Below are 20980 nucleotides of genomic sequence, written 5' to 3'. Positions count from 1 at the left end.
CTGTGACAAAAAGCCGGGCTGCGTAAAGCGGTCCGGCTTTTTTTATGCCTGAAAGAGGTGCAAGCCTTATGTGTAAATGATTATCTTCTGGTCTTATGCCAAATCATACGAATAAGATAGATTGAAAATAGGATAATAATAGACCAGGGTAAAAGGTATGCGATTGCAGTGATTGCCTCAGATAGCCCATCAGATAAATTCTCACCAAAGTGAGAAAGGGAGCTTGATATAGGGTTCCAGAAGGATACGTAGGACTTGGCATGCAGCTGGATTTGCACTAAATCCATCTGTGTGCGCTGGAATAGTTTGGCTTTTTTGCCCTGTGAATACTCAATATCAGATTGTACCGACGCTAATTTTTCAGCGATCTTTATCAAGGTGTCGATGTCATTTTCAGATTTCTGTTCGAGTTCTACCAGTCTTGACTGGTAGCGGAGTAGCATTTCAAGTCGTTTTTGATTGTCGACAATATACGTTTGCAGATCTTCAGCTTGGGTTTCTCGATGTATCACTGTGCCTTGCTTTGATGCTAGGCCAATGATTTTATCAACACCGTCAGGGTGAGTTCTAAATTGAATACTTCCGTGAGGGCTTTCATTATTTGTGAGACTGGAGTCCAGTATGGTACATCCGTTCTCTATATCTTGCTGACAAAGTGACTGGAGCTTGTGAAATACAGGCTCAACTTCTGTGGCTGGTAGCTCTGCCGTCAGGAAATGTTCATAGGCAATATACTGGCTTCTCTCATTCCCATTGGTGCTTGCTGATGAGGTATCTGCTGTTGCTTTACTGAGGTTTTGAGCGTTGGGGCTGTATACGGATACCGCGTCTCTTTCCCTCGACTCTGAACAGCCGCCTAATATAAGGATAAGAAGTAGATAGTTAAAGAGTCTCATTTAATTCCCATTTACCTTGTAAGTTATTCAAATGGGTTGGAATCTAACATTGTACAATTCTTCAATAAAGACTATTGTCGGTGTGGGTGCTTTCTCTTGAGGGTTAATGCCTAGCATCTTAAGGGTGCATAATAGGATGTTTTTTTGTGTTCCTTGGTATTTGTTTTATTCTAATTTTTTTGTTTTGGGGCAATGATGGCAGAAATAGAGCTAGAAGAAAGGCGGAAGCTGGAGCTGGTAGAGAAAGTTAGGGGGTATCTCTCTGAGGAGTTTGATCTGGAGGTTGGTAGCTTTGAAGCGGAGTTCTTTATTGATTTTCTTGCAAAGGAAATGGGGGCGGGGTTCTATAATCAAGGGCTGCATGATGCCCAGGTGGTTATATCCTCTAAAATAGAGGATATTTCTGATGCTATTTATGAAATAGAAAAGCCTGTTAACTGAAGGTGTTGCCCTTGTTGAGTCTGGTCTCAATCAAAGGGCTGCATGGATTTTTTGTTTACCGCTTGGGTAGGGGTTGTTTTTTGGGGTTTTCTGCCTGAATAATCAGCATGGCTGCAAAGACTAAAATTATTCCAGGTATAAATCGAATATTGAACTCCGCCATCCCCAGTAGCAGGGTTAATATTAATACGAATATTGGGTTTAAGAAGCTATAGGCTGCAACTTTGGTTGGTCCGATTCTTAATGTGCTGAACTGTAGTAGAAAAAAGCTGATTAAGGTAGTGAACAGGGCCAAATAGAATAGTCCACCGTAAGTTTCAGCAGGTATATGCCACCATTCTATCTGGTTCAAACTGGGGAATGCTAATAGTAGCATCCAGAGGGCAGCGAATAGAATTACCCAAAATGTCATAATCTCGGTGGGTTCCCCCGAATGAACCCTCTTGATCAGAGGGTTGTAGAGGCTCAGCGATACGGCTCCCAGGGTGAATATCCAATCTCCTTTATTTAAATCCAGTGCTATTGCGGTAGTTATATTGCCCCTGAATACAATCCAGGCGGCTCCCAGTGTGCCAAGGCTTAGGCCGATAACTTTGCGGGGGCTGCTGTGCTCACCATTAATGATCAAGGCAAAGATGGCCGTCATTGCCGGTACCGCCGTGAAAAGAGCGCCGGTATTGACTGCACTGGTGTACTTGAGGGCTTCAAACATGCACCAGAAAAAAATAACCAGGGGAATGCTGAGTAATGCATAGCCTAGTAGTTTTTTGGGGGGTGGCAGTCGGGCGCCGTGTTTTAAGAGAATGAAAGGTGCAAACAGTCCTGCTGCGATTAAAAACCGAATCATCATCATGGAGTCCGCCGGTAGTGAATCGGCGATAAGTTCGCCAACCGGAAATGAGCCGGCGACTAATAATGTACACATTAGCATCAAGCCGTGAACCCACCAGAGCGAAGAGTTGGCACTTGCAGTTGGGTTTATTTCCTTGGTCAGTTCACTCATGCCTATTTCCTCTATCAGCGAGAGGTAAGTGTAAGTCGTTTCTGCTAGGCTGATAATTCATCATTATAACTATTTACTGTTGCGAAAAGGGAAATAGCAGCTTATGGAGACTATTGCAGCTATCCCAATATTTGTAGCGGTATTTACAAACGATTTAAGTCACTGGCAATTACCGCGTTAACAATCGTGAGGCACTTATGCTGGCTACCTAGGGGGAAGCGTAAATAGAGTGGGTAGGCGTTGTGAGTTTTACCTGCCAGGCTCCAATTTTCAGATAGTGGTTTAAAAATAGACTTCAAGAATTCTTACATCAAGATATTTAGTGAGTATCCCCCACGAAGATTTCAATCCGCTCTACATTGCCACTGGTATCGAGTACAGCAATCTGCTGTTTGCCACTTTGGGGTATCAGTACCAGGTTTTCGTTGCCAAGGGTTTCGCCTTGCGGTTCTCCATTCAGGAACCAATAGCGCTTTCCCTGGCCGCCAATAGCACTGAGATTGAGGCGAGGTAGGGGCGCCATGCTGCCGGTGGGGCGGTACTGGTTGCCATCACTGGTGCCGACAATCTTTAACGGCGTGCCGTTATTTGCCGCAGGGGCGTGACAGCCGGGGGCTGTGGGTGGGATTTGCTGACTCCGGGTTTGGTTCGCGGGTAACCAGGCCTCCAGCTCTTTGGGCCATAGGGCGAGGCTTTGTTTTACTGCACTGTGATCCATGCAGCTGGGCTTTACCCGTAGACCTTGCTGGTTGGCAAAGAAACGGAACGTTTGTGCCGCCCGCAGGGGTTCATTTTTGGGCGACAGTGTTCTAGGGGCGCGGCCTTGGATTAGCCAGGCGCTGTGCTGTTGGTGGCAGTGGCTGGTTGGTGTCAGCGCTTTTTGCCCGCCCAGGGGCCAGCAAATGATTTCCTGGGTGATCAACTCTGGTCTTTTTAGGTGCAATTTTTTATTGCCCGGTAATGCTGCGATAACCGCGCGCAGCAGCGGAGTGGCACTAATGGAACCGTAGTAACCGGGTAGGGGAGTGCCGTCCGGGCGGCCCATCCAGATACCGACAGTGTAGGCGGGAGTTACTCCAATGGCCCAGGCATCTCGATAACCGTAGCTGGTGCCTGTTTTCCAGGCGATATCCGCTTTGCTTTGTCGCACTAAATTGCGCCAGCGACGAGAGCCTTTACGGTTGGAGGCGAGCATTTCGAAGGTAATCCAAGCGGCCTCTGGAGACATCAGATATCTTTCCTGTAGCGGTTCCTCGGCTAAATAGCGAGGGGTTGCAGCTTGGCCTCCACGGGCCAGGGCGGCATAAATACCGGTCAGTTGATCCAAGCGCGCACCGACACCGCCTAGTATCATGGCCAAATTGGGCTTGCCGCCACTGGGAAGTTGCAGTGATAGGCCGGCATTTTCCAGAGTTGCTGCCAGTCGGCCGGGGCCGTAGTGTTCCAGCAGCTGTACGGCGGGAACATTGAGGGATCTCTGCAAGGCGGCGGTGGCGGTGACTGGACCGGAGAAGCCGCGATGGAAATTCTCGGGGCGGTACTCGCCATAGATGCGCGGCGTATCGCTGAGTAGAGCGGCGCTGTGGATTAAATCTTCGTCGATAGCCAGTCCGTACAAAAATGGCTTGAGTGTAGAGCCGGGTGAGCGCACGGCCCTGGCCATATCCACATAACCGTAGCGGCGAGTGTCCCCAAAATGAGAGGCGCCCACATAAGCGCGTACAGACAGGTCGGAATTCTCCAAAATTACCACAGCGGCGGACGTCTTTGCTGGGTAGTTGTCCATATGATCGCGCAGGAAATCCTCCAGTCCCCGCTGGATGTTGCCGTCGATTGTGGTGTGAATCACTTCCCGGCCGCTAATGTTGTCCACTAACCTGCGCGCCAGGTGGGGGGCGTTTTGTGGAAATTCGAGGCGCTCGGCATAGACGTTTTCCAATTGGGCGCGGTCGACATCTTCCGCGCGCCATATACCGAACGCTTGCAGTCTATCCAATACCTTGTCCCGGGCCTTCTGCGCACGTTGCGGGTGCCGATCTGGCCGCAGGCGACTCGGAGCCTGGGGGAGTACCGCTAAGAGCGCCGCTTCCGCGTGGGTGAGATCGGCGGCCGATTTTCTCAGGTAGAGGCGGCTGGCGGCCTCCACGCCTTCAATATTGCCGCCGTAGGGTGCCAGGTTTAGGTAGAGATTGAGAATTTCCTTTTTGCTGAAATGCCACTCCAGTTGTAGCGCGCGCAATATCTGCTTGGCTTTGCCGGGCAGAGTCCTGCGGTGTGGGTCCAATAATCGCGCTACCTGCATAGTGAGGGTGGAACCGCCAGAGACGATTCGCCCATTGCGCAGATATTGGGCTGAGGCCCGCAATAGGGCCAGGGGGTTGACTCCGGGGTGTCGATAAAAGTGGCGGTCTTCGTAGGTGAGCAGAGCCTCGATAAAACGTGGCGACACTTTTTCCTGGGTGACAGGGTAGCGCCAGACCCCGCGACTATCGGCAAAAAAGCGCAGCGGTTTGCCGTGGCGATCGGCAACGACCCGGGCAAAATCCTGCGCTTGCGGCAGTGGTGGAGGGAAGACTGAATCCAGCAACAGCAGTATGCAGGCGAGGGCGGCCGGCATAAGCAGCAGCGCGCGAACTTTGCGGCTGCTGCTTTGCCAGACTTTTAAGACAGTGGCTAACAGCTTCACTGTTTACCGATTACCTGCATTTGCGTCATAGGGTTTTTACCGATGGCGAAGCGCTCTGGCTTATACATATCCTCTGCATAGGGTGGGGGCACCTGATAGGTGCCGGGGGTTACCGCGCGGACAATATAGAAGAGATTAGTGGTCTTCCATCTAGGCTGGTCCAGTGCTGCCACAAAGCGGTCATCGCGGTATTCTGTGTGCTGGATATGATCCTGCTCATCCTGCCACTGGGCGATACTTTTGTTATCGAACTTGAGATCATCCACTTTGACACTGTCAGCCAGATTTTGATTTTCCAGTTCGAAACCCGCCGGTAATAAATCGACAACAAGTAGATCGGGCAGGCGCTGGTCTGTATCAATTCGTAGGCGAGTCAGGTAAAGCTCGCCCTCGCGAACCTGGCTGGGGGTGACCTTAGTGCCGTCGAGGTTGTGATAGCTGCGCCAGATTTTGATTCCTTTATCCATTGCCACTTTAGGGGGCTGTTTGCTGTAGCCATTGATGCTAATCGCGGCATAGAGTTTTTCTGTCTGCGCGGTTATCTCAAGTGCATCGGCTGCTTCGCGCCCTCGGAATAAGGCGCTGTGTGGGGTGTCGCTATCGAGCTCGCGTAAGTCATTGATACTGGCCAGGGTTGCGGACCAACGTTCACTATTATTGAGCTGCAATTGTGCCCCGGCCATAAATACACTGTTGCGCTCTTGAGTGCTTAGGTACTTGCGATTGCGGAGAATATCAGCCAATTCAAACAGTAAAGCCTCAGCCTCGGCTTTACCCAGGTTGTGCTCTAATAAAAGGGCAATCATCAGTGCGGTATCGCGCAGTTCTGAGCCGTAGTCGCCATAGTAGCCGTGACGGTTGCGTTTAATTTTAAGAGCCTTTTGCACGGCTTCCTGGGCCAGACTGGCATCACCCATAGTGTGCAGGGCAATGGCCATATGCAGATTGGGTAGAGGAGAATTGCTGAGGCCTACGCCGCTTTCATAGAGGCTGCGCAGTTGGCCCAGAGACACTTTTTGTACCCGGGAAAGCACATAGGCAGCATAGGCCCGCGCGGCATAGGCATAGAAGTCGGGGTTATTGCTATAGCGCTGCTGATAAAAAGTGCCGTGTTCACGAGTGTAGTCTTGCAGGCGCTTGAGAGTCGACTCCAGGCGAGTATCGTCAAATACGATCCCCTGATCCCTTGCCCGTAGCAATAGATCAGCGGCATAGGCCGTGAGCCATTGGTTTTCTGGAGATTCGGAACTCCAAAGGCCAAAACTGCCGTTTCTTTTTTGCATGCTGAAAATGCGCTCAATACCCGCATCAATGCGTTTGGCGCGCACACTTTCCTCTAGGGACTCAATCCCTAATTGGTGTTGCCGCTGTGGCGTTGCCATAATCAGCGGATAAACGCGGCTAGAGGTTTGTTCCAGGCATCCGTATGGGTATTGCAGCAGGTTGGACAGATGCTCCTGCAATTGGAGCTGTGGGCGGCTATCCAGAGATACCAGGGTTTGTATGGTTGCCGGCATTAGGGTGTCGAGCAGATTTCTGTCGGCACCAAACTTCTCACCCTGAGCCAGCAGTCGGCGCTGGTTGTGGGTGGTGGCAGGCCAGGCGGGGCGGACGCCAAGGTGCCACTGTTGTTCGATGGCGACATCATTTCCGTCTTTATCAACGGCGCCATGTACGACCAGTTGGAACTCCGCGTCTCCGCTAGCCCCTTTGGCGCTGATTGGGAAGCGCAAAGTTTTGCGCTCACCATCAGCCAATTCCAGTAGTCGTTCACCCATTGCTAGATTTACAGCGCCCACGGCTTGCATCTTCACTGTAAGCTGCTGGGGGCGGCCGCTCAAATTATTGAGGTCCAGCGCCAGGGTACTGCTATCGCGGGGAGCCATAAAGCGAGGTAGCGCAGCCTGGGTGACAATCGGTGAGGCGATCGTCATTTCTGTGTCGGTACTGCCGAAGCGGTCTTTGCTGAAAGATACCGCCATTAGACGCAGGCGGCCATTGAATTCAGGTAGCTGTAGTGCGACCTGTGCCTGCCCCTGCGCATCGAATTCAACTGCTCCAGAGAATAAAGATACGATTTGTATGTCAGAATTGGGCTCGCTGCCCCCTCGGGTCAGTTCCTCCGCATCGCCGCCAAAACGCTGTTCCACCAGTTTGCCGCTGTTGGACTCAATAATGCGGTGATAAATATCCCTTACATCCACACCATAGCGGCGCTGGCCGAAAAAGGCTTCAAACGGGTCTGGAGTTTCGAAGCGGGTGATATTGAGTACACCGACATCGACAGCAGCTAGAGTGGCCCAGGCCTTGCTGCCATTTTGCTTTATAGTCTCTGCATCGGCAGTAATAGTAACTTCCACTTCTGTGCCGGGTAGGGCGGTTGCGGGTGCTTCAAGTGAAAGGGCGAGGCGGCGGGGCTCGCGATCCAATGGTAGGTGGGTGAGGCCAAAGGCGCGATTGGGCGCGATACGTTCACTCTTATCAGTGGGGCGCAGTGCAGTGACAGAAATATAGGTATCGTGGTGATCCCACTCGGGGGAGATTGGAATATCGACTGTGGTGCCTGACTTCTGTACGGATATGCGCTTGGACCACAGCAATTGATCGCTTTCCACTAAAACCAGCGCCTCCCCATCGGCGGGCGCTACTATGGTGAGCTGCGCCAGATCGCCGGCTGAATACTCGGGTTTATCTAGTGACAAAGCCACAGTATCCGGGCGCGCTGCCTGACCTTTGGTGACCTGATCTTTACGCCACCAGTAATACCAGTCGCGGCCGGCATGAAAGCGCAGACTGCTGGTTGCCCCGGTATTAACATCGGTGACTTCCAGTCGGTAGTGGCCATATTCAACCGGCACAATCAGCTTTAGAGGTTGCCCCTCGGTGAACTGCAACTGGCGATTGAAGGTTTCAAATTCTGCGCTGTTGTATTCGTAATGCCAACCCTCGTGTGTGGAGTACTCCCAAAAATATTGACGATCTTCGGAGATAAGTACTGCTGTGAGATTTCGCCCGCTAACGGGATTACCCTGTGCATCGGCAACAACAATATCGAATTCTGGCCTGCTGTTAGCAGAGGGGTTTTCCTCGCCAAAATTAGGGCGAATGCCGACTACTGGATGCTTGGGCCACACTAGCACTGGGTGTTGTCGGGTCACCGGTCGGCCGCCGGACTCGAACAGACTGGAAACCAAGTTGACCTTTAGAGGGTTTTTTACCCGCTTCCAGCGGGAGTTTAGGGGTAGGCTGCCCAACCCTTCACTGTCGAGCTCGATAGTTGGAGCGTAGAACTGTCGGGTGGGCAATGATTCATTGATGTCTCCAAAAAGGAAGCCCTTCCACTGGGGGAAGGGTTCTCGGTAGTGGCTAACCTGTACCAGGGTTTCCAGGCGGTTCTCTGCCGCTGGTGCGCCATACAGATAGCTTCCTTCTATTTTGAGCTTGAAAGCTTCACCATGTCCCTGGACTAAACTGCGCTCTTCACCATTCTGTAGAACCAGCTTCATACGTTCCGGTAAGAATTCTTCTACCTTAAATGGGTAGTTCACCTTGTGCCCATCGGCTAACTCAACTTCTAGACGCCAGTCACCGGTAGGGGCACTTTGGGGTAGAGGAATCAGCTTTTCGTAATACCCCGGCGCGCTGGCATGCCAGGTAAATGTGCGTGCGCTGGTATTGTCAGGTTTTATCAGTGCTGCCTTGATCGGTAGGTCTTTGATATAGCGCCCGTCATAATTTCGCAGCAGACCGCTGACCTGTATTGATTCGGTGGGGCGATACAGGTCTCGCGGGCCATACATAAAGAACTCTATCGGCCGTGAAGGGCGTTGGCCCAACTGAAAATCCGATAGATCTAGTGCGGGCTCACGCAGGTCGAGCATGGAGAAATGACCGCTATCCAGGTCTCGTGCGACAAAAAAGCGTTGTGCATGTTCTTGCTCTTGTGTCAGGGCAAAACGAACATGTCCATCTTTGTTCGTGGTGTGCTGCTGGATCTGCTCTCCTTTGTGGTTAAGCAGTTCAATATCGACACCCTCTAGGGCCTCGCCTTCGTCCAGAGATGAAACATAGAGGTCCACACTATCTGGATAATAGCGTGCATGTAAGCCTAGATTGGAGATAGAGAAGTGAGTGATGTCGTACAGGTCTGTGTCATAGTTGCCCGCTGGGAACATCACTGCGACATAGATACCCGGTTGCTGCAGAGGGTCTATATGCCCAATAGAGAGATCAAAGTCCCGCTGAACATATTTTTCCTCGGTTAGATCGAATTGAGCCGTATAGACAAATTCGGTGAGTTTGTTGAGCGCCTTTAACTGGTAGTAATACTTTAGTGACTGATTTCTGGTCAACTCAAGGAAGTCGGAGTAGTGCTCTGGATTCACCCTGTGAAACTCAATTCGTACTGCTTCAACACTGACGGCAGTAATAGGTAAACCCGGGGTCACGGTTGCCGGGAAAATACTTCCATTGCTGGAAAAACTGATACTGGGCTCTATCCGGCGGGTGCGAATGGTATGCTGTTGCTTTTTCTGTAGCGCCAGGCCACGTTCACTGGCTAAGCCGGGGAGCAACTCGAGTTTATAGCGAGTATTCGGCTCCGTGTGGGGAAAGTAGAGGATTTTTTGGTTATCAGATAATACCCAGCCACCATCAACAGCCTTACCGTCGCTGCGAGATAAATGCAGATAGGAACCAAAATGGATATTACTTTGTAGTGGCTCAGAAAAGATCACGGCTATAGCGCGTGCGTCTTTATAGGTCCTTTCTCCAACATGTGACACCTTAAGGCTCTTATCGACCGTTTTCACCGTTTCAGCTTTGTCGATGTCATTGGGTAGAGGGGGCTGAGTAGAGGTGCTCGCGGACTGAGTGTTAGGCGTGTTCGCTTCAGCGGTTCCTGTGTCTCCAGCAGCCCACTTAGCCCTTGCCTTAGGCGTGAGGACCAATGGCGGTGTTTCAACTGCTTGCTTGTGATCACCACTTTTATGAGGCTCTGTTGCTGGCGCCTCACTGGTGTCGCGCACTGAGTCTCGAGTATCCGGCTTTCCCGATGGCTCTTGCGTGCACGCTACAGCAAAGAGGCAGAGAAAAATGACCGTAATCCAGCGCGGTAAGCGGTGTGGAGACATAGGTATTTCCTTATTGGTCGTTTGAAGCGGCGGACAATTTAATAGGTCTTTAAAATTGTCTCAAGCTTTAATATTTCCCGGCGTACATTTTCGGGGAGTATTAATTGAATTTCCTGAAGGAAAAAGTCTTGCTGGTTCGTTCGTGCTAGAAATGGGGGTGGCTAGATTTGTTGAGCCTCGATACATTGATCAGTAAAAATTTATCTTAGGAGTCTCTGAATAATTTCGCGATACCTCTAATCTTCATAAGGGTGCATGTCTGGGCACGATCCCGCTTTAGAGTGGTCGTAACGATAAATGCTTGCCAGCCTGCGAATATACAGGTATCAGCCTTTTTCTAGGGCGTGGTTAAGGCTCAAACTCTATCTCTTTTGCGATTTCAGTAGGGCTTTCTTCAATGGCCTCGCCCTGTAAAGTTTCACTGCCGCTACGGTAGCGCATTGTCATCTGGCCCGTTGCAACTAGGGTCCCCAGACTGTCATACACCTCTGTATGCGAATAAAATATTTTCCGTCCAGTACTTGTTAGTTGACCTATTGCGGTGAGCTGGTTGGTTTTTGCTTGGCCGGTGAAATTTGCATTTAAGGATAGGGTGAGGGACCTGCGCTGGCGGTGAGGGTGGGGGCAGTAGAGGCCAGAGTAGGAGCCGGCGATATCGATTAAACTTGTAATAAAACCCCCGTGGGGTACACCGTGAGTGTTTAGGTGTTCCGCTTGTACGGTAACGCTGATGACAACGCGGCCTTCTTGCCAGTCATTTATCTTTACACCCAGGTGGTCATTAAAAGGGGGTTGTTTTTTATACTGCCAATTCATCTGATTTTACCATAAAAATATAGTGAGCCGGCACAGTCGGCTCACTGAGAGGATTGATATATTGCGAGTCACCCTGGGGAAATAGCAATCAGTATTTCTATCCGTGCAGTGGCGCCGGCTAAATTCTGCCAAATAAACAAATATAACAGACAAATAAAAGCTACCTCCTAAGTAACTGCTGGAAGCGCCGTGCTCAATTTGGTATAACGGCGTGCTTTAATGTACTGCCAGTAATTGGTATCTCGGGACAGACCGCAGATAAATAAAATAAATACATAGCAAAAGAGTAGAAGGTGGGGCTGCTGGGTATAAAGCAAAATAGGTATTCCGGTTTCAGGTGCAGAGGTTGGGGCTCCGGCTGGTCCGACTGAGCCCCCTATGATTTGTAAGCTTAACTCTGGCTCTCAGCCCACTGCGCAAATGTTTTGTCCTCTTGCGCGAGTTCGATGAGTAACGGGGCTGGCGCCCAATAAATATCGCCGTGCTGCTCGCGGAATCTACAAATTATTTCGTAGACTTTTTTTAACCCGATACTATCGGCATAGTGCATGGGGCCACCGCGATGAGGGGGAAAGCCGTAGCCATAAACGTATACAACGTCTATATCGCTGGGGCGTTGGGCTATGCCATCTTCTAGGATTTTGGCCCCTTCATTAATCAGGGCGCAAGTGAGGCGATTGAGGATTTCCTCATCGGAGATTTTCCGCCGTTTAACCCCCTGGATTTTAGCTTGGGCTTCGATAACTTTCTGTACTGCTGGATCGCTGTGGCGAGCGCGGGTTTCGGGATCATAGCGATAGTAGCCGGCTCCACTTTTCTGTCCCAGTCGCCCCATTCCTACTAAGGCATCGGCAATACAGTAGGTTTTGGGATCTCCCCGATCGGATTCGCACAGGTTCTGACGCGCCTTGTAGCCGATATCCAGGCCGGCTAGATCTCCAACGGCCATAGGGCCCATAGCCATCCCCCAGGATTGCATCACAGTATCAATTTGCTCTGGAGTCGCACCCTCTATCAAACAGAGCTGTGATTCCCGGCCGTAGGGCCGCAACATACGGTTGCCAATAAAGCCGTAGCAGTTTCCAGCTAATACTGGCACTTTCTTGATCGTTTTGGCGAGCTGCATGGCGGTAGCGATAACATCATCAGCACTTTGGGAGCCACGAACTACTTCGAGTAGTTTCATAACGTTGGCAGGGCTGAAAAAATGCATTCCTATAACATCTTCTGGCCTATTGGTTGCCGCTGCAATTTGATCAATATCCTGATAGGAAGTGTTAGTTGCGAGGATGGTGCCGGGCTTGCAAGAGTGGTCCAGTTTGGTAAAGATTTCCTGTTTAAGCGCTATATTTTCAAATACCGCCTCGATTACCAAATCTACGTCAGCCAAGTCTGAGTAGTCAATTGTGCCGGATATCAGCGAGAGGCAATGTGCTTTTTGCTCCTCAGTGAGTTTCCCTTTCTGCATACTGATCGTGTAATTCTTGTCGATCACTGCTAGCCCACGTTGTATCGCAGTTTGATCAATTTCTACCAGCTTAACTGGAATGCCGGCATTGGCGAAGTTCATGGCGATGCCGCCACCCATAGTGCCGCTACCGATAATGCCGATACTTCTGATTTCACGGATCGTTATATCTTTAGGTAGTCCCTTAACTTTATTTGCGCTGCGCTCGGCAAAAAACAGATGCCTGAGAGCGGCTGATTGGCTGGAAAGCAGGCACTCGACAAATAAATCGAGTTCTTTCGCGAGCCCTTTATCAAAAGGTTGTTGAACGGCAGCTTCTATGCAGGTGACGATATGTTGCGGTGCAAGCTGGCCACGAGATTTTTTTTCCAGGCCTTTGCGGAAGTCAGCGAACAAGCCATCAGGGATATTGGCGGCATCTATTTCCATGTCTCTGATTCGGCGTAAGGGGGCTTTGTTATCGATCAGCTCACGGGTAAAAGCGAGTGCTCCCGCCAATAAATCATCATCAATAATCCGATCTATCAGTTGCATACTTGCGGCTTTTTCAGCCGATATTGGATTACCCTTGGTGATAAACTCTAGTGCAGCAGCAACGCCAGCTAGACGTGGAACGCGCTGGGTGCCGCCGGCCCCCGGCAGTAGTCCTAATTTGACTTCTGGCAGGCCAACTTTGGCAGAGGCTGCGGCGCAGCGATAATGGCAGGCTAGGGCGATTTCGAATCCACCACCGAGTGCAGTGCCGTGAATGGCGGCAATCACTGGTTTACAGGAACTCTCTATTTCTGTAATCACTTCAGATAGTGCGGGTGCCTGTGGTGGCTTGCCGAACTCTGTAATGTCTGCACCGGCGATAAACGTTCGGCCTTCACACAGTAATATCAGCGTTTTGGATGCATCTTCTTGCGCGCTCTTAATGGCTCCCCAGATACCTTCACGCAAACTGTGTGAAAGGGCATTGACAGGAGGATTATTCAATTTAATGACACCGATATCGCCAATAAGCTCATAACTTACACTAGACATTGCTATCTCCAGATCTTAAGTGATAACTGCTTGGTTCTAAGGTTTATACCCGCTCGATAATGACTGCGATTCCCTGGCCAATCCCGATGCACATGGTGGCCAGTGCGTAGCGGCCGCCGGTACGTTCAAGTTGATGCAATGCGGTGAGTAGAATACGGGCGCCGCTGGCGCCCAGCGGGTGGCCAATAGCAATAGCGCCACCATTGGGATTTACTCGTGGGTCCTGGTAGTCGATTTCGAGCATTTTCAGGCAGCCCATAGCCTGCACAGCAAAAGCCTCGTTGAACTCCATTACATCCATATCTGCAAGCCTTAAACCCGCTCGGGCCAGGGCTTTGCGGGTCGCCGGAACTGGCCCCAAGCCCATTATTCGTGGCTCTATACCTGCAATGGCGCTAGTGAGAATGCGCGCCCTGGGCTTGAGATCTGCTGCTTGGCCAGCTTCGGCACTGCCAATAATTAGCGCTGCTGCGCCATCATTGATACCGGAGGCATTGCCAGCAGTAACCACGCCACCTTCAAAGAGCGCAGGCAGGGTTTGAAGGCGCTCCAAGGTCGCATTGGGACGGGGGTGTTCGTCGGAGTCGATCAGCCGTGCAGGTTGTTTGCGACCTTGGGGTACTTCGATAGGAATAATTTCGTCGACAAAGAAACCATCCGTTCGTGCCGATTCATATTTAACTTGCGATGCCAGTGCAAATATATCGCACTCTTCTCGAAGGATATTCAGCTCTGATGCAATGTTGTCTGCGGTTTGTGGCATGGTATGGCTGCCATACTTGGCAACAATATTGGGATTGGTAAAGCGGGGGCCAAGGGTTGTATCTACCAACTCCTGAGTGCGATCAAATGCGCTATTTGCCTTGGAGAGAACCAGGGGGGCGCGGCTCATCGACTCGACGCCCCCTGCAATAAATAAGTCTCCTTCAGAGGTGCGAATACAGCGGGAAGCATCCGCTATAGCGGATAAGCCGGAGCCACATAGACGATTTACTGTTATGCCACCAGTGGATACCGGCAAACCGGCAAGCAGGCCAGAAAATCGGGCAACGTTGCGGCTGTCCTCCCCCGCCTGGTTAGTATTGCCTGCGATAACATCCTCAAAATGTTGAATGTTAAACGGATTGCGTTCAATCAGAGCTCTAATAACGTAGGCGAGCAAGTTGTCGGGCCTGATACTGGAAAGGTTGCCCCCGTGGCGGCCAAAAACACTGCGGCCGCCATCATAAATATAGGTGTGTGGCATAATGAAATTTCCAATGATGAATTTTTATTTGTAGTGAGTCATACGGTAATCTGTTCTGTTATTCAAATTCCAGTGTCACTGGTAAGTTTTCTAAAGCCTCCTCTACAGCGGCTTTACTAGCGGATTGTTCAAGTTGTACTTTTGCCACTTGGCCAAGGGAACCATCGAAATGAGCAGAAAAGTTAGCCGCGATACGCTTTGCCTTTAATGCCTGGCCTACGGCATATTCAGTAGCGCGATTGCGCAGGGCGGGTTTAAATACTTTGGCTACTGCGGTTAACGGAATCTCATTAATAATTTCCACACGTTTGGGGATGGCGGCACGTTCAGAAATTTTGCTGCGGCAATAGTCAATAAGCTGTTCTTCTGTCGGCGGATTGTTGGATGGATACAAAGTAACGTAAGCCACCGGAACTTCTCCAGCGTAGGCATCGGGTTGCCCCACCGCAACGGCCATAGCAACGGCAGGGTGGCGGCATAATGGTTCTTCTATGAGAGCGGGGTCAATGTTGTGGCCGCCCCGAATAATGAGATCTTTAGCCCGCCCGGTTAAGAATAGATTGCCATCTCCATCGAGGTACCCCATATCGCCGGTGTTAAACCAAGTGTTGTCGATCCAGGCTTTGCTATTGTCCTCTTCTGAGAGATAGCCAGAAAATATATGTGGCCCCCGTGCGAGGACAATGCCTATTTCGCCAGTTTTGCAGCTTCTTATCAGTCGAGTGCCGTCTACTTCGGCAATTTTCATTTCCATATAAGGTAGCCGTCGGCCGACACTACCCTCAGGTGCTTGCATATCGTTGGGAGGGCGAGCTAAAAGAGAACTGGACTCTGTCATGCCATAGCCGTTACTGACAAGGACATTAAATTTTTCCTCGAAAGCATTTTTTAGCCCTGTCGGTAGTGGGGAGGCGCCACAGCCGATATCAGTCAGGCAGCTGATATCATTATCACCCACAGGAATTTGTAGCAGTATCCCGAGAATGGTGGGCACAGCGGCAAAGCCCTGCGCCTTAAAGCGAGCAACATGGTGCCACCAGTTGGGCAGGACATTGGGGGAGCGAAACCCGGAGGGAGTCATAATAACAATGGTGCGCCCGGCCAGCAGGGTACCAATGCCGGCAACGACCGTGCCGAAGATGTGAAACAGCGGAAGTCCGCTCAGAGTAGTGAAGCGTCCCTTACTCGATGTTACATCCGTATTCAATTGGGCGACGAAAGCGATATTGCTGTGAGTTAAACGAGCAATCTTCGGCCGTCCAGTAGTGCCTCCAGTATGAAAATAACTAGCTGCATCATCCCCTTGTATATGACGTCCGCTCTTGAGGTAATCATACGGCTGCTGGGATATGGCTGAAATAAAATTGTCCACATGAATGCCGGCGGGGATGGGTAACTTATTAATTGGCTTTTTACTGATTAGTAGTAGAGCCTTTAAAGTGGGAACCTGATTAATAACCCGGGTTACCTTTTTCCATATTTCTTCACTGAGATCTTGAGCAAGGGTGACCAGAACCTTGGCCTTGGTGGCATTCATTATTTCGATAATATGCTGGGGCTCCAATAGCGGATTGATGGGGCTGGCAATACCTGCGGCCTGTCCTCCCCAGAGTGCGAAATGGGTTTCGGGCAAGTTAGGTAGTAATAAAGTAACTGTCTCGGTTGGCCCAATACCGAGAGAGTGGAAAAGGTTGGCCGTCTGATGGACTCGCTGTGACAGCTCAGAAAAGCTTACTTTTAGCGTCTCTTCATTGGGTGCAGCTGTCGGCAGGAACTCAATAGCTGGATCATGTTGGTAGAGGCGCGCAGCTTGGCGAATTAAATCAAAAGTGTTTTCCCAAGGGTATCGTTGTGAAAGAGGGACTTTTTCGTAGGCCTGAATTTCGGCGAGTGACTGTAGTATTAGATTGGAGGATGGCGTAGATGTGATCGACATGGGGGTTCTCTCACTTTAGTTATTATGACGATGACCATAACAAAAATGAACACGGCATTCCACTCTGCGGAATAAGGTGTTAATGTTTTGTGTATTGACAGGCGTTTAATGTATTTTTTAGCAGAAAATGACGCGATAAACCTTAAAGAAATAAAAAGTACGCCATTTTTCTTGGAGCCTGATTTTTAAGTTTGCTGAGCTGTTGCCTTTCGTGCCTGTTGGGTGTGAGTGGGTGTTGCTGGTGTTAGGATTTTTGATGGCTAATAAAAGGTTTTGTGTGCCATCAGTGATGAGTGTTTAGCGCTAGTTGCGAGAATTGTTTGATGGGGTTGCTTGGTGGGGTTGGTAAGTATTGCTCCGGCAGATGCTGGGGCTCGCAATAATTTGTATATCTGTGTTGCGTAAAATGGTGATAGGGGTCGTTTATAACAGTTGCTGTTCAATGCGCCGATTAATAAAGGAGCAGGCGAATGAATATAGATTTTTCTCCCGAAGAGTTAGTCTTTCAGCAGGGGGTTCAACGGTTTCTCCAAGAGAAGCTACCTGAAGATATAAGAGAGAAAACCTTGAAGGAAATCCCTCTGGATAAGGAGGATTTTATTCGCTGGCAAAAGATACTTTATGAGCAGGGCTGGGCCGCTACGAATTGGCCGGTTGAATACGGTGGTACTGGATGGTCTCCCACGCAGAAGCATATTTGGGCCAATGAATGTGCCAGCTTCGGCGCACCGGAGGTGATTCCATTTGGCTTGAAAATGGTCGCGCCAGTGATCTTCACCTATGGCAGTGAAGAGCAAAAGCAGCGATTTCTCCCAGATATTTTGGCAAGCAATGTTTGGTGGTGTCAGGGATATTCGGAACCCAATGCCGGCTCAGATTTGGCCTCCTTAAAAACTACAGCTGTTCGCGATGGTGATGAATACATCGTCAATGGCACTAAGACCTGGAATACTCTGGGACACTTTGCGGATTGGATCTTCTGCCTGGTCCGTACGGGAGGACCGCAAGTTAAGAATCAGGCTGCTATCAGTTTCCTGTTAATTGATATGAAGCACCCAGGTATTACCGTATCGCCAATTATGACTTTAGGTGGGCACCATGAAGTCAATGAAGTTCACTTCGATAACGTGAGGGTGCCTGTAGAAAATCGTATTGGTGAGGAGGGGCAGGGCTGGACCTACGCCAAGGTTTTGTTAACCCATGAGCGCACAGGCATTGCACGAGTGGCCAAATCTAAAAAACGCCTACAGATTTTAAGCGATTTGGCTAAAGAAACTCGCGATGGAGAAAGTAGCCTGCTTGAGAATCCGGCTTTTGCGCAAAAGCTGGCCGAGGTTGAAATTGATCTTTTGGCTCTAGAATTTACTGAGTTGCGCGCCCTTGCAGCGGTGAGTACAGGCGGTGCACCAGGCGCCGAATCTTCTATTTTGAAAATTAAAGGAACCGAAATCGCTCAACTTATCGATGAGCTATATATGGAAACAGCGGGCTACTATGGGATGCCATTTGTCAGAGAGCAATTTCTGAGCGGATTTGATGGTGAGTGGGTGGGGCCGGGTGTTATAGCCAGTAGCGTGCCTCGCTATCTAAACAACCGTAAATCCTCGATTTATGGTGGAAGTAATGAAATTCAGAAGAATATTATCAGTAAGTGGGTACTTGGCTTGTAAGTGCAGCACCTAAAGAGGACTTGAGCAATGGATTTCTCCTATAGTGAAGAGCAGCGGATGCTGCAAAGCAGTGTTAGCAAGTTTATCCAACAGGATTATAATTTTGACCGCCGCTGTAAAATAATAAGCAGTGATACAGGCTTCAGTAAGGAAAATTGGAAGCTATTTGCCGAGCTCGGCTGGCTAATGGTGCCATTTGGTAAAGACGATGGAGGTTTGGGTGGTTCTGCCGTCGACCTAATGGTGGTGATGGAAGAGTTTGGTCGCGGTTTAGTAGTCGAACCCTTTTTGGCCAGTGCAGTCCTAAGTGGCGGCCTAATAGCAGATAGTGCTAGTGAAGTACAGAAGCGCGAACTCTTGGGAATGTTAATGGATGGGCAGCTACAATTGGCATTCGCATTTACTGAACCACATAGCCGTTATAACCTTTCTGATATCGCTATGACCGCAGTACGGGATGAAGACAGTTATGTTCTGAATGGCCATAAAGCGGTTGTCCTAAATGGTGAAGCAGCGGATAAGTTATTGATCGCTGTACGTACCAGTGGGGATCAGCGAGATCATGAGGGAATCACCTTATTACTTGTCGATCCCAATACGGAAGGGCTTCAGCGGCATGGCTATACTACTGTGGACGCGCATCGGGCTGCCGAAATCAAGTTTAATAACGTAAAAGTGCCTATAGCCAACCGGATTGGCGTGGAGGGAGCAGCTTTCCCCATTATTGAAAAAGCTATTGATAGGGCTACATTGGCGCTATGTGCTGAAGCTGTTGGAGCTATGGAAAGGATCTATAAGAAGACGGTTGAATACACTAAAACACGGGAGCAGTTTGGCACTCCTATTGGAAAGTTCCAGGTATTACAGCACCGAATGGTGGATATGTTTACAGAGTACGAGCAGGCGCACTCAATTCTGTTAATGGCGGCACTGCACCTCGATATTAATAACGGAGTTGCGCCCAAGGCAGTATCCGCTGCAAAAAGCCGTATCGGCAAGGCTGCAAGGTTTATTGGTCAGGAAGCGATACAGCTGCATGGTGGTATCGGGGTAACTGAGGAATTAGATGTAAGCCATTTCTTTAAGCGCCTGACGACAATACAGTATTTGTTTGGTAGCACCGATTACCACACGTTACGATTTTCTAAATCCTGAATTTTAGAAATATTAAGTATAAGGAAGGCTCACTCTCTACTTTTCATTTTTCGAGGGTATATATATGGAAAAGGTTGTTGAACACATTAAACCTGTAAGCGTAGGTAAAGTAGAGAGTGTCTTCAAACTTCAAAAAGAGGCATTCCACAACAATCCCTATCCGGATCTTCGGCAGCGTTTAGAGAGTCTGCACAAGCTGGAGCAGTTGATTTTAGAAAATCAAGAATCAATTGCGCAGGCCATTAGTGAGGACTTTGGTAACCGCGCCATCCAGGAAACCAAGATAGCAGAGATTTATGGCTGCATTGAGGAAATCCGGCATGCCTGCAAGCGTTTAAAAGGATGGATGAAACCCCAAAAACGCCATATATCCCTACTGCTTAGAGGGGCAAAGAATCGTGTGCTGCCCCAACCGAAAGGGGTGATCGCTATTATTGTCCCGTGGAACTACCCGTTGCTTCTCTCCGTTGGCCCCTTGGTTAGTGCGCTATCTGCGGGTAATCGCTGTATGATTAAAATGGCAGCTAGTTCGCGGTCACTAAGTACGCTGCTGCATTACTTATTTAGACAATATTTTCCAGAGGATTTAGTCTCTATTCTACCGGAAGTGACTGCTGTGGAGTTTACAGCGCAGCCATATGATCACCTGCTATTTACTGGGTCGAGTAGAGTTGGGCAAGTAGTGATGCGCAGAGCTGCGGATCACCTAACTCCTGTGACTCTAGAGTTGGGTGGAAAATCACCAGTTATAGTGTGTGAAGATTTTGATATCAATATCGCTGCAAAACGCATTTTAAGCTCAAAGTTTTTCAATGCAGGGCAAACTTGTGTGGCTCCAGATTATTTGTTGATTCCGGAGGATAGGCTGGTTAGTTTTTGGGAGTCGGCTAAGAGATTGGTATCTAAATGGTATCCGTCTTTACATTCCAAAGATTATACATCGATAATTAATGAGGAGGCGTTTAACCGCTTAGAGGCATACTTGCAAGATGCTCGAGAAAAGGGCGCTAAAGTTCAGCCGCTGTTAGAGGTTAAAAATAACAGGAGATTGCAAAAAATAGTCCCGACTCTAGTATTTAACCCAACGGAGGATATGAATCTTCTACGAGAGGAAATATTTGGTCCTATTCTGCCTGTTCTCACATATAAGAAGTTATCTGATGCGATGGGGTATATCAATCATAGAGATAGGCCTCTTGCGTTATATATTTTTAGTAATAGCGAGGATCTTCAGGATAATATTGTCAAAAATACAATGTCTGGAGGAGTTTGCATCAACGACTGTGCAATGCACGTGTCGCAAGCAGATTTACCTTTTGGTGGCATTGGTGCGAGTGGTATGGGTCAGTATCATGCCTATGAGGGGTTTTTGGAGTTTTCAAAATTACGGCCAATCTTTAAACAGGCCAAGAAGTCGGCCGCAGGGGCGTTACAGCCACCATATGGGCAGAGATTTGATAAAATCTTTAGATTTTTATTGCGTTTTAAGCTGTGATTCTACCGGG

Annotated in this window: 12 protein-coding genes; 4 read left to right on the top strand and 8 right to left on the bottom strand. The window is 49.4% G+C overall.

Annotated features, from left to right (window positions below; translation table 11 throughout):
- Window positions 1-80 precede the first annotated feature (80 nt).
- Entirely contained in the window at window positions 81-896 is an 816-nt protein-coding gene (locus ACJJIF_RS05560; RefSeq protein WP_444931250.1) for a DUF4349 domain-containing protein, read from the bottom strand.
- Window positions 897-1091: 195 nt separating this feature from the next.
- Between ACJJIF_RS05560 and ACJJIF_RS05555 the strand changes: the two genes are divergently transcribed.
- Window positions 1092-1337: a DUF2164 domain-containing protein gene (locus tag ACJJIF_RS05555; protein ID WP_444931249.1), complete on the top strand. Its 246-nt coding sequence runs from the start codon at window positions 1092-1094 to the stop codon at window positions 1335-1337.
- A 55-nt stretch (window positions 1338-1392) separates the two neighbouring features.
- Here the strand turns inward: ACJJIF_RS05555 and ACJJIF_RS05550 are convergent, their stop codons facing one another.
- The 7 genes from ACJJIF_RS05550 to ACJJIF_RS05520 all read right to left on the bottom strand — a co-directional run bounded on the left by ACJJIF_RS05550 (window position 1393) and on the right by ACJJIF_RS05520 (window position 16650).
- Window positions 1393-2340, bottom strand: a complete 948-nt coding sequence (locus ACJJIF_RS05550; protein ID WP_444931248.1) for a DMT family transporter — start codon at window positions 2338-2340, stop codon at window positions 1393-1395.
- 319 nt (window positions 2341-2659) lie between these two features.
- Window positions 2660-5026 carry a penicillin-binding protein 1C gene (pbpC, locus tag ACJJIF_RS05545; protein ID WP_444931247.1) on the bottom strand — a complete coding sequence of 789 codons (2367 nt, stop codon included), beginning with the start codon at window positions 5024-5026 and terminating at the stop codon, window positions 2660-2662.
- Entirely contained in the window at window positions 5023-10158 is a 5136-nt protein-coding gene (locus ACJJIF_RS05540; RefSeq protein ID WP_444931246.1) for an alpha-2-macroglobulin family protein, read from the bottom strand. Before ACJJIF_RS05540 ends, pbpC begins: the two co-directional genes overlap by 4 nt.
- Window positions 10159-10506: 348 nt before the next feature.
- A complete protein-coding gene (locus tag ACJJIF_RS05535) occupies window positions 10507-10974 on the bottom strand; it encodes a PaaI family thioesterase (RefSeq protein WP_444931245.1) in 468 nt (155 codons plus the stop codon).
- 391 nt (window positions 10975-11365) lie between these two features.
- On the bottom strand, window positions 11366-13468 hold the full coding sequence (locus ACJJIF_RS05530) for a 3-hydroxyacyl-CoA dehydrogenase NAD-binding domain-containing protein (protein ID WP_444931244.1): 2103 nt from the start codon (window positions 13466-13468) through the stop codon (window positions 11366-11368).
- Between the two features lie 43 nt (window positions 13469-13511).
- A complete protein-coding gene (locus tag ACJJIF_RS05525; RefSeq protein WP_444931243.1) occupies window positions 13512-14714 on the bottom strand; it encodes a 3-oxoadipyl-CoA thiolase in 1203 nt (400 codons plus the stop codon).
- A gap of 58 nt (window positions 14715-14772) precedes the next feature.
- Window positions 14773-16650, bottom strand: coding sequence for an acyl-CoA synthetase (locus ACJJIF_RS05520; protein WP_444931242.1), 1878 nt, complete (start codon window positions 16648-16650; stop codon window positions 14773-14775).
- Between the two features lie 470 nt (window positions 16651-17120).
- Here ACJJIF_RS05520 and ACJJIF_RS05515 point away from each other — a divergent pair, with 470 nt between their 5' ends.
- From ACJJIF_RS05515 to ACJJIF_RS05505, 3 genes are all read left to right on the top strand, one after another.
- Window positions 17121-18320 carry an acyl-CoA dehydrogenase family protein gene (locus ACJJIF_RS05515; RefSeq protein WP_444931241.1) on the top strand — a complete coding sequence of 400 codons (1200 nt, stop codon included), beginning with the start codon at window positions 17121-17123 and terminating at the stop codon, window positions 18318-18320.
- Window positions 18321-18347: 27 nt separating this feature from the next.
- Window positions 18348-19475: an acyl-CoA dehydrogenase family protein gene (locus ACJJIF_RS05510; protein WP_444931240.1), complete on the top strand. Its 1128-nt coding sequence runs from the start codon at window positions 18348-18350 to the stop codon at window positions 19473-19475.
- 64 nt (window positions 19476-19539) lie between these two features.
- Window positions 19540-20970 carry a coniferyl aldehyde dehydrogenase gene (locus tag ACJJIF_RS05505; RefSeq protein WP_444931239.1) on the top strand — a complete coding sequence of 477 codons (1431 nt, stop codon included), beginning with the start codon at window positions 19540-19542 and terminating at the stop codon, window positions 20968-20970.
- Window positions 20971-20980 lie beyond the last annotated feature (10 nt).

It is taken from the genome of Microbulbifer regidiadema (SeqCode), from assembly GCF_052467605.1.
Note: the sequence above shows the minus strand (reverse complement) of the source record. Positions and strands in the feature narration are given on the sequence as shown.

Bases quoted from the DNA above. Each gene is read 5' to 3' on its own strand.
- ACJJIF_RS05560 (WP_444931250.1), bottom strand. From the start codon at position 896: ATGAGACTCTTTAACTATCTACTTCTTATCCTTATATTAGGCGGCTGT.
- ACJJIF_RS05555 (WP_444931249.1), top strand. From the start codon at position 1,092: ATGGCAGAAATAGAGCTAGAAGAAAGGCGGAAGCTGGAGCTGGTAGAG.
- ACJJIF_RS05550 (WP_444931248.1), bottom strand. From the start codon at position 2,340: ATGAGTGAACTGACCAAGGAAATAAACCCAACTGCAAGTGCCAACTCT.
- ACJJIF_RS05540 (WP_444931246.1), bottom strand. From the start codon at position 10,158: ATGTCTCCACACCGCTTACCGCGCTGGATTACGGTCATTTTTCTCTGC.
- ACJJIF_RS05535 (WP_444931245.1), bottom strand. From the start codon at position 10,974: ATGAATTGGCAGTATAAAAAACAACCCCCTTTTAATGACCACCTGGGT.
- ACJJIF_RS05530 (WP_444931244.1), bottom strand. From the start codon at position 13,468: ATGTCTAGTGTAAGTTATGAGCTTATTGGCGATATCGGTGTCATTAAA.
- ACJJIF_RS05525 (WP_444931243.1), bottom strand. From the start codon at position 14,714: ATGCCACACACCTATATTTATGATGGCGGCCGCAGTGTTTTTGGCCGC.
- ACJJIF_RS05520 (WP_444931242.1), bottom strand. From the start codon at position 16,650: ATGTCGATCACATCTACGCCATCCTCCAATCTAATACTACAGTCACTC.
- ACJJIF_RS05515 (WP_444931241.1), top strand. From the start codon at position 17,121: ATGAATATAGATTTTTCTCCCGAAGAGTTAGTCTTTCAGCAGGGGGTT.
- ACJJIF_RS05510 (WP_444931240.1), top strand. From the start codon at position 18,348: ATGGATTTCTCCTATAGTGAAGAGCAGCGGATGCTGCAAAGCAGTGTT.
- ACJJIF_RS05505 (WP_444931239.1), top strand. From the start codon at position 19,540: ATGGAAAAGGTTGTTGAACACATTAAACCTGTAAGCGTAGGTAAAGTA.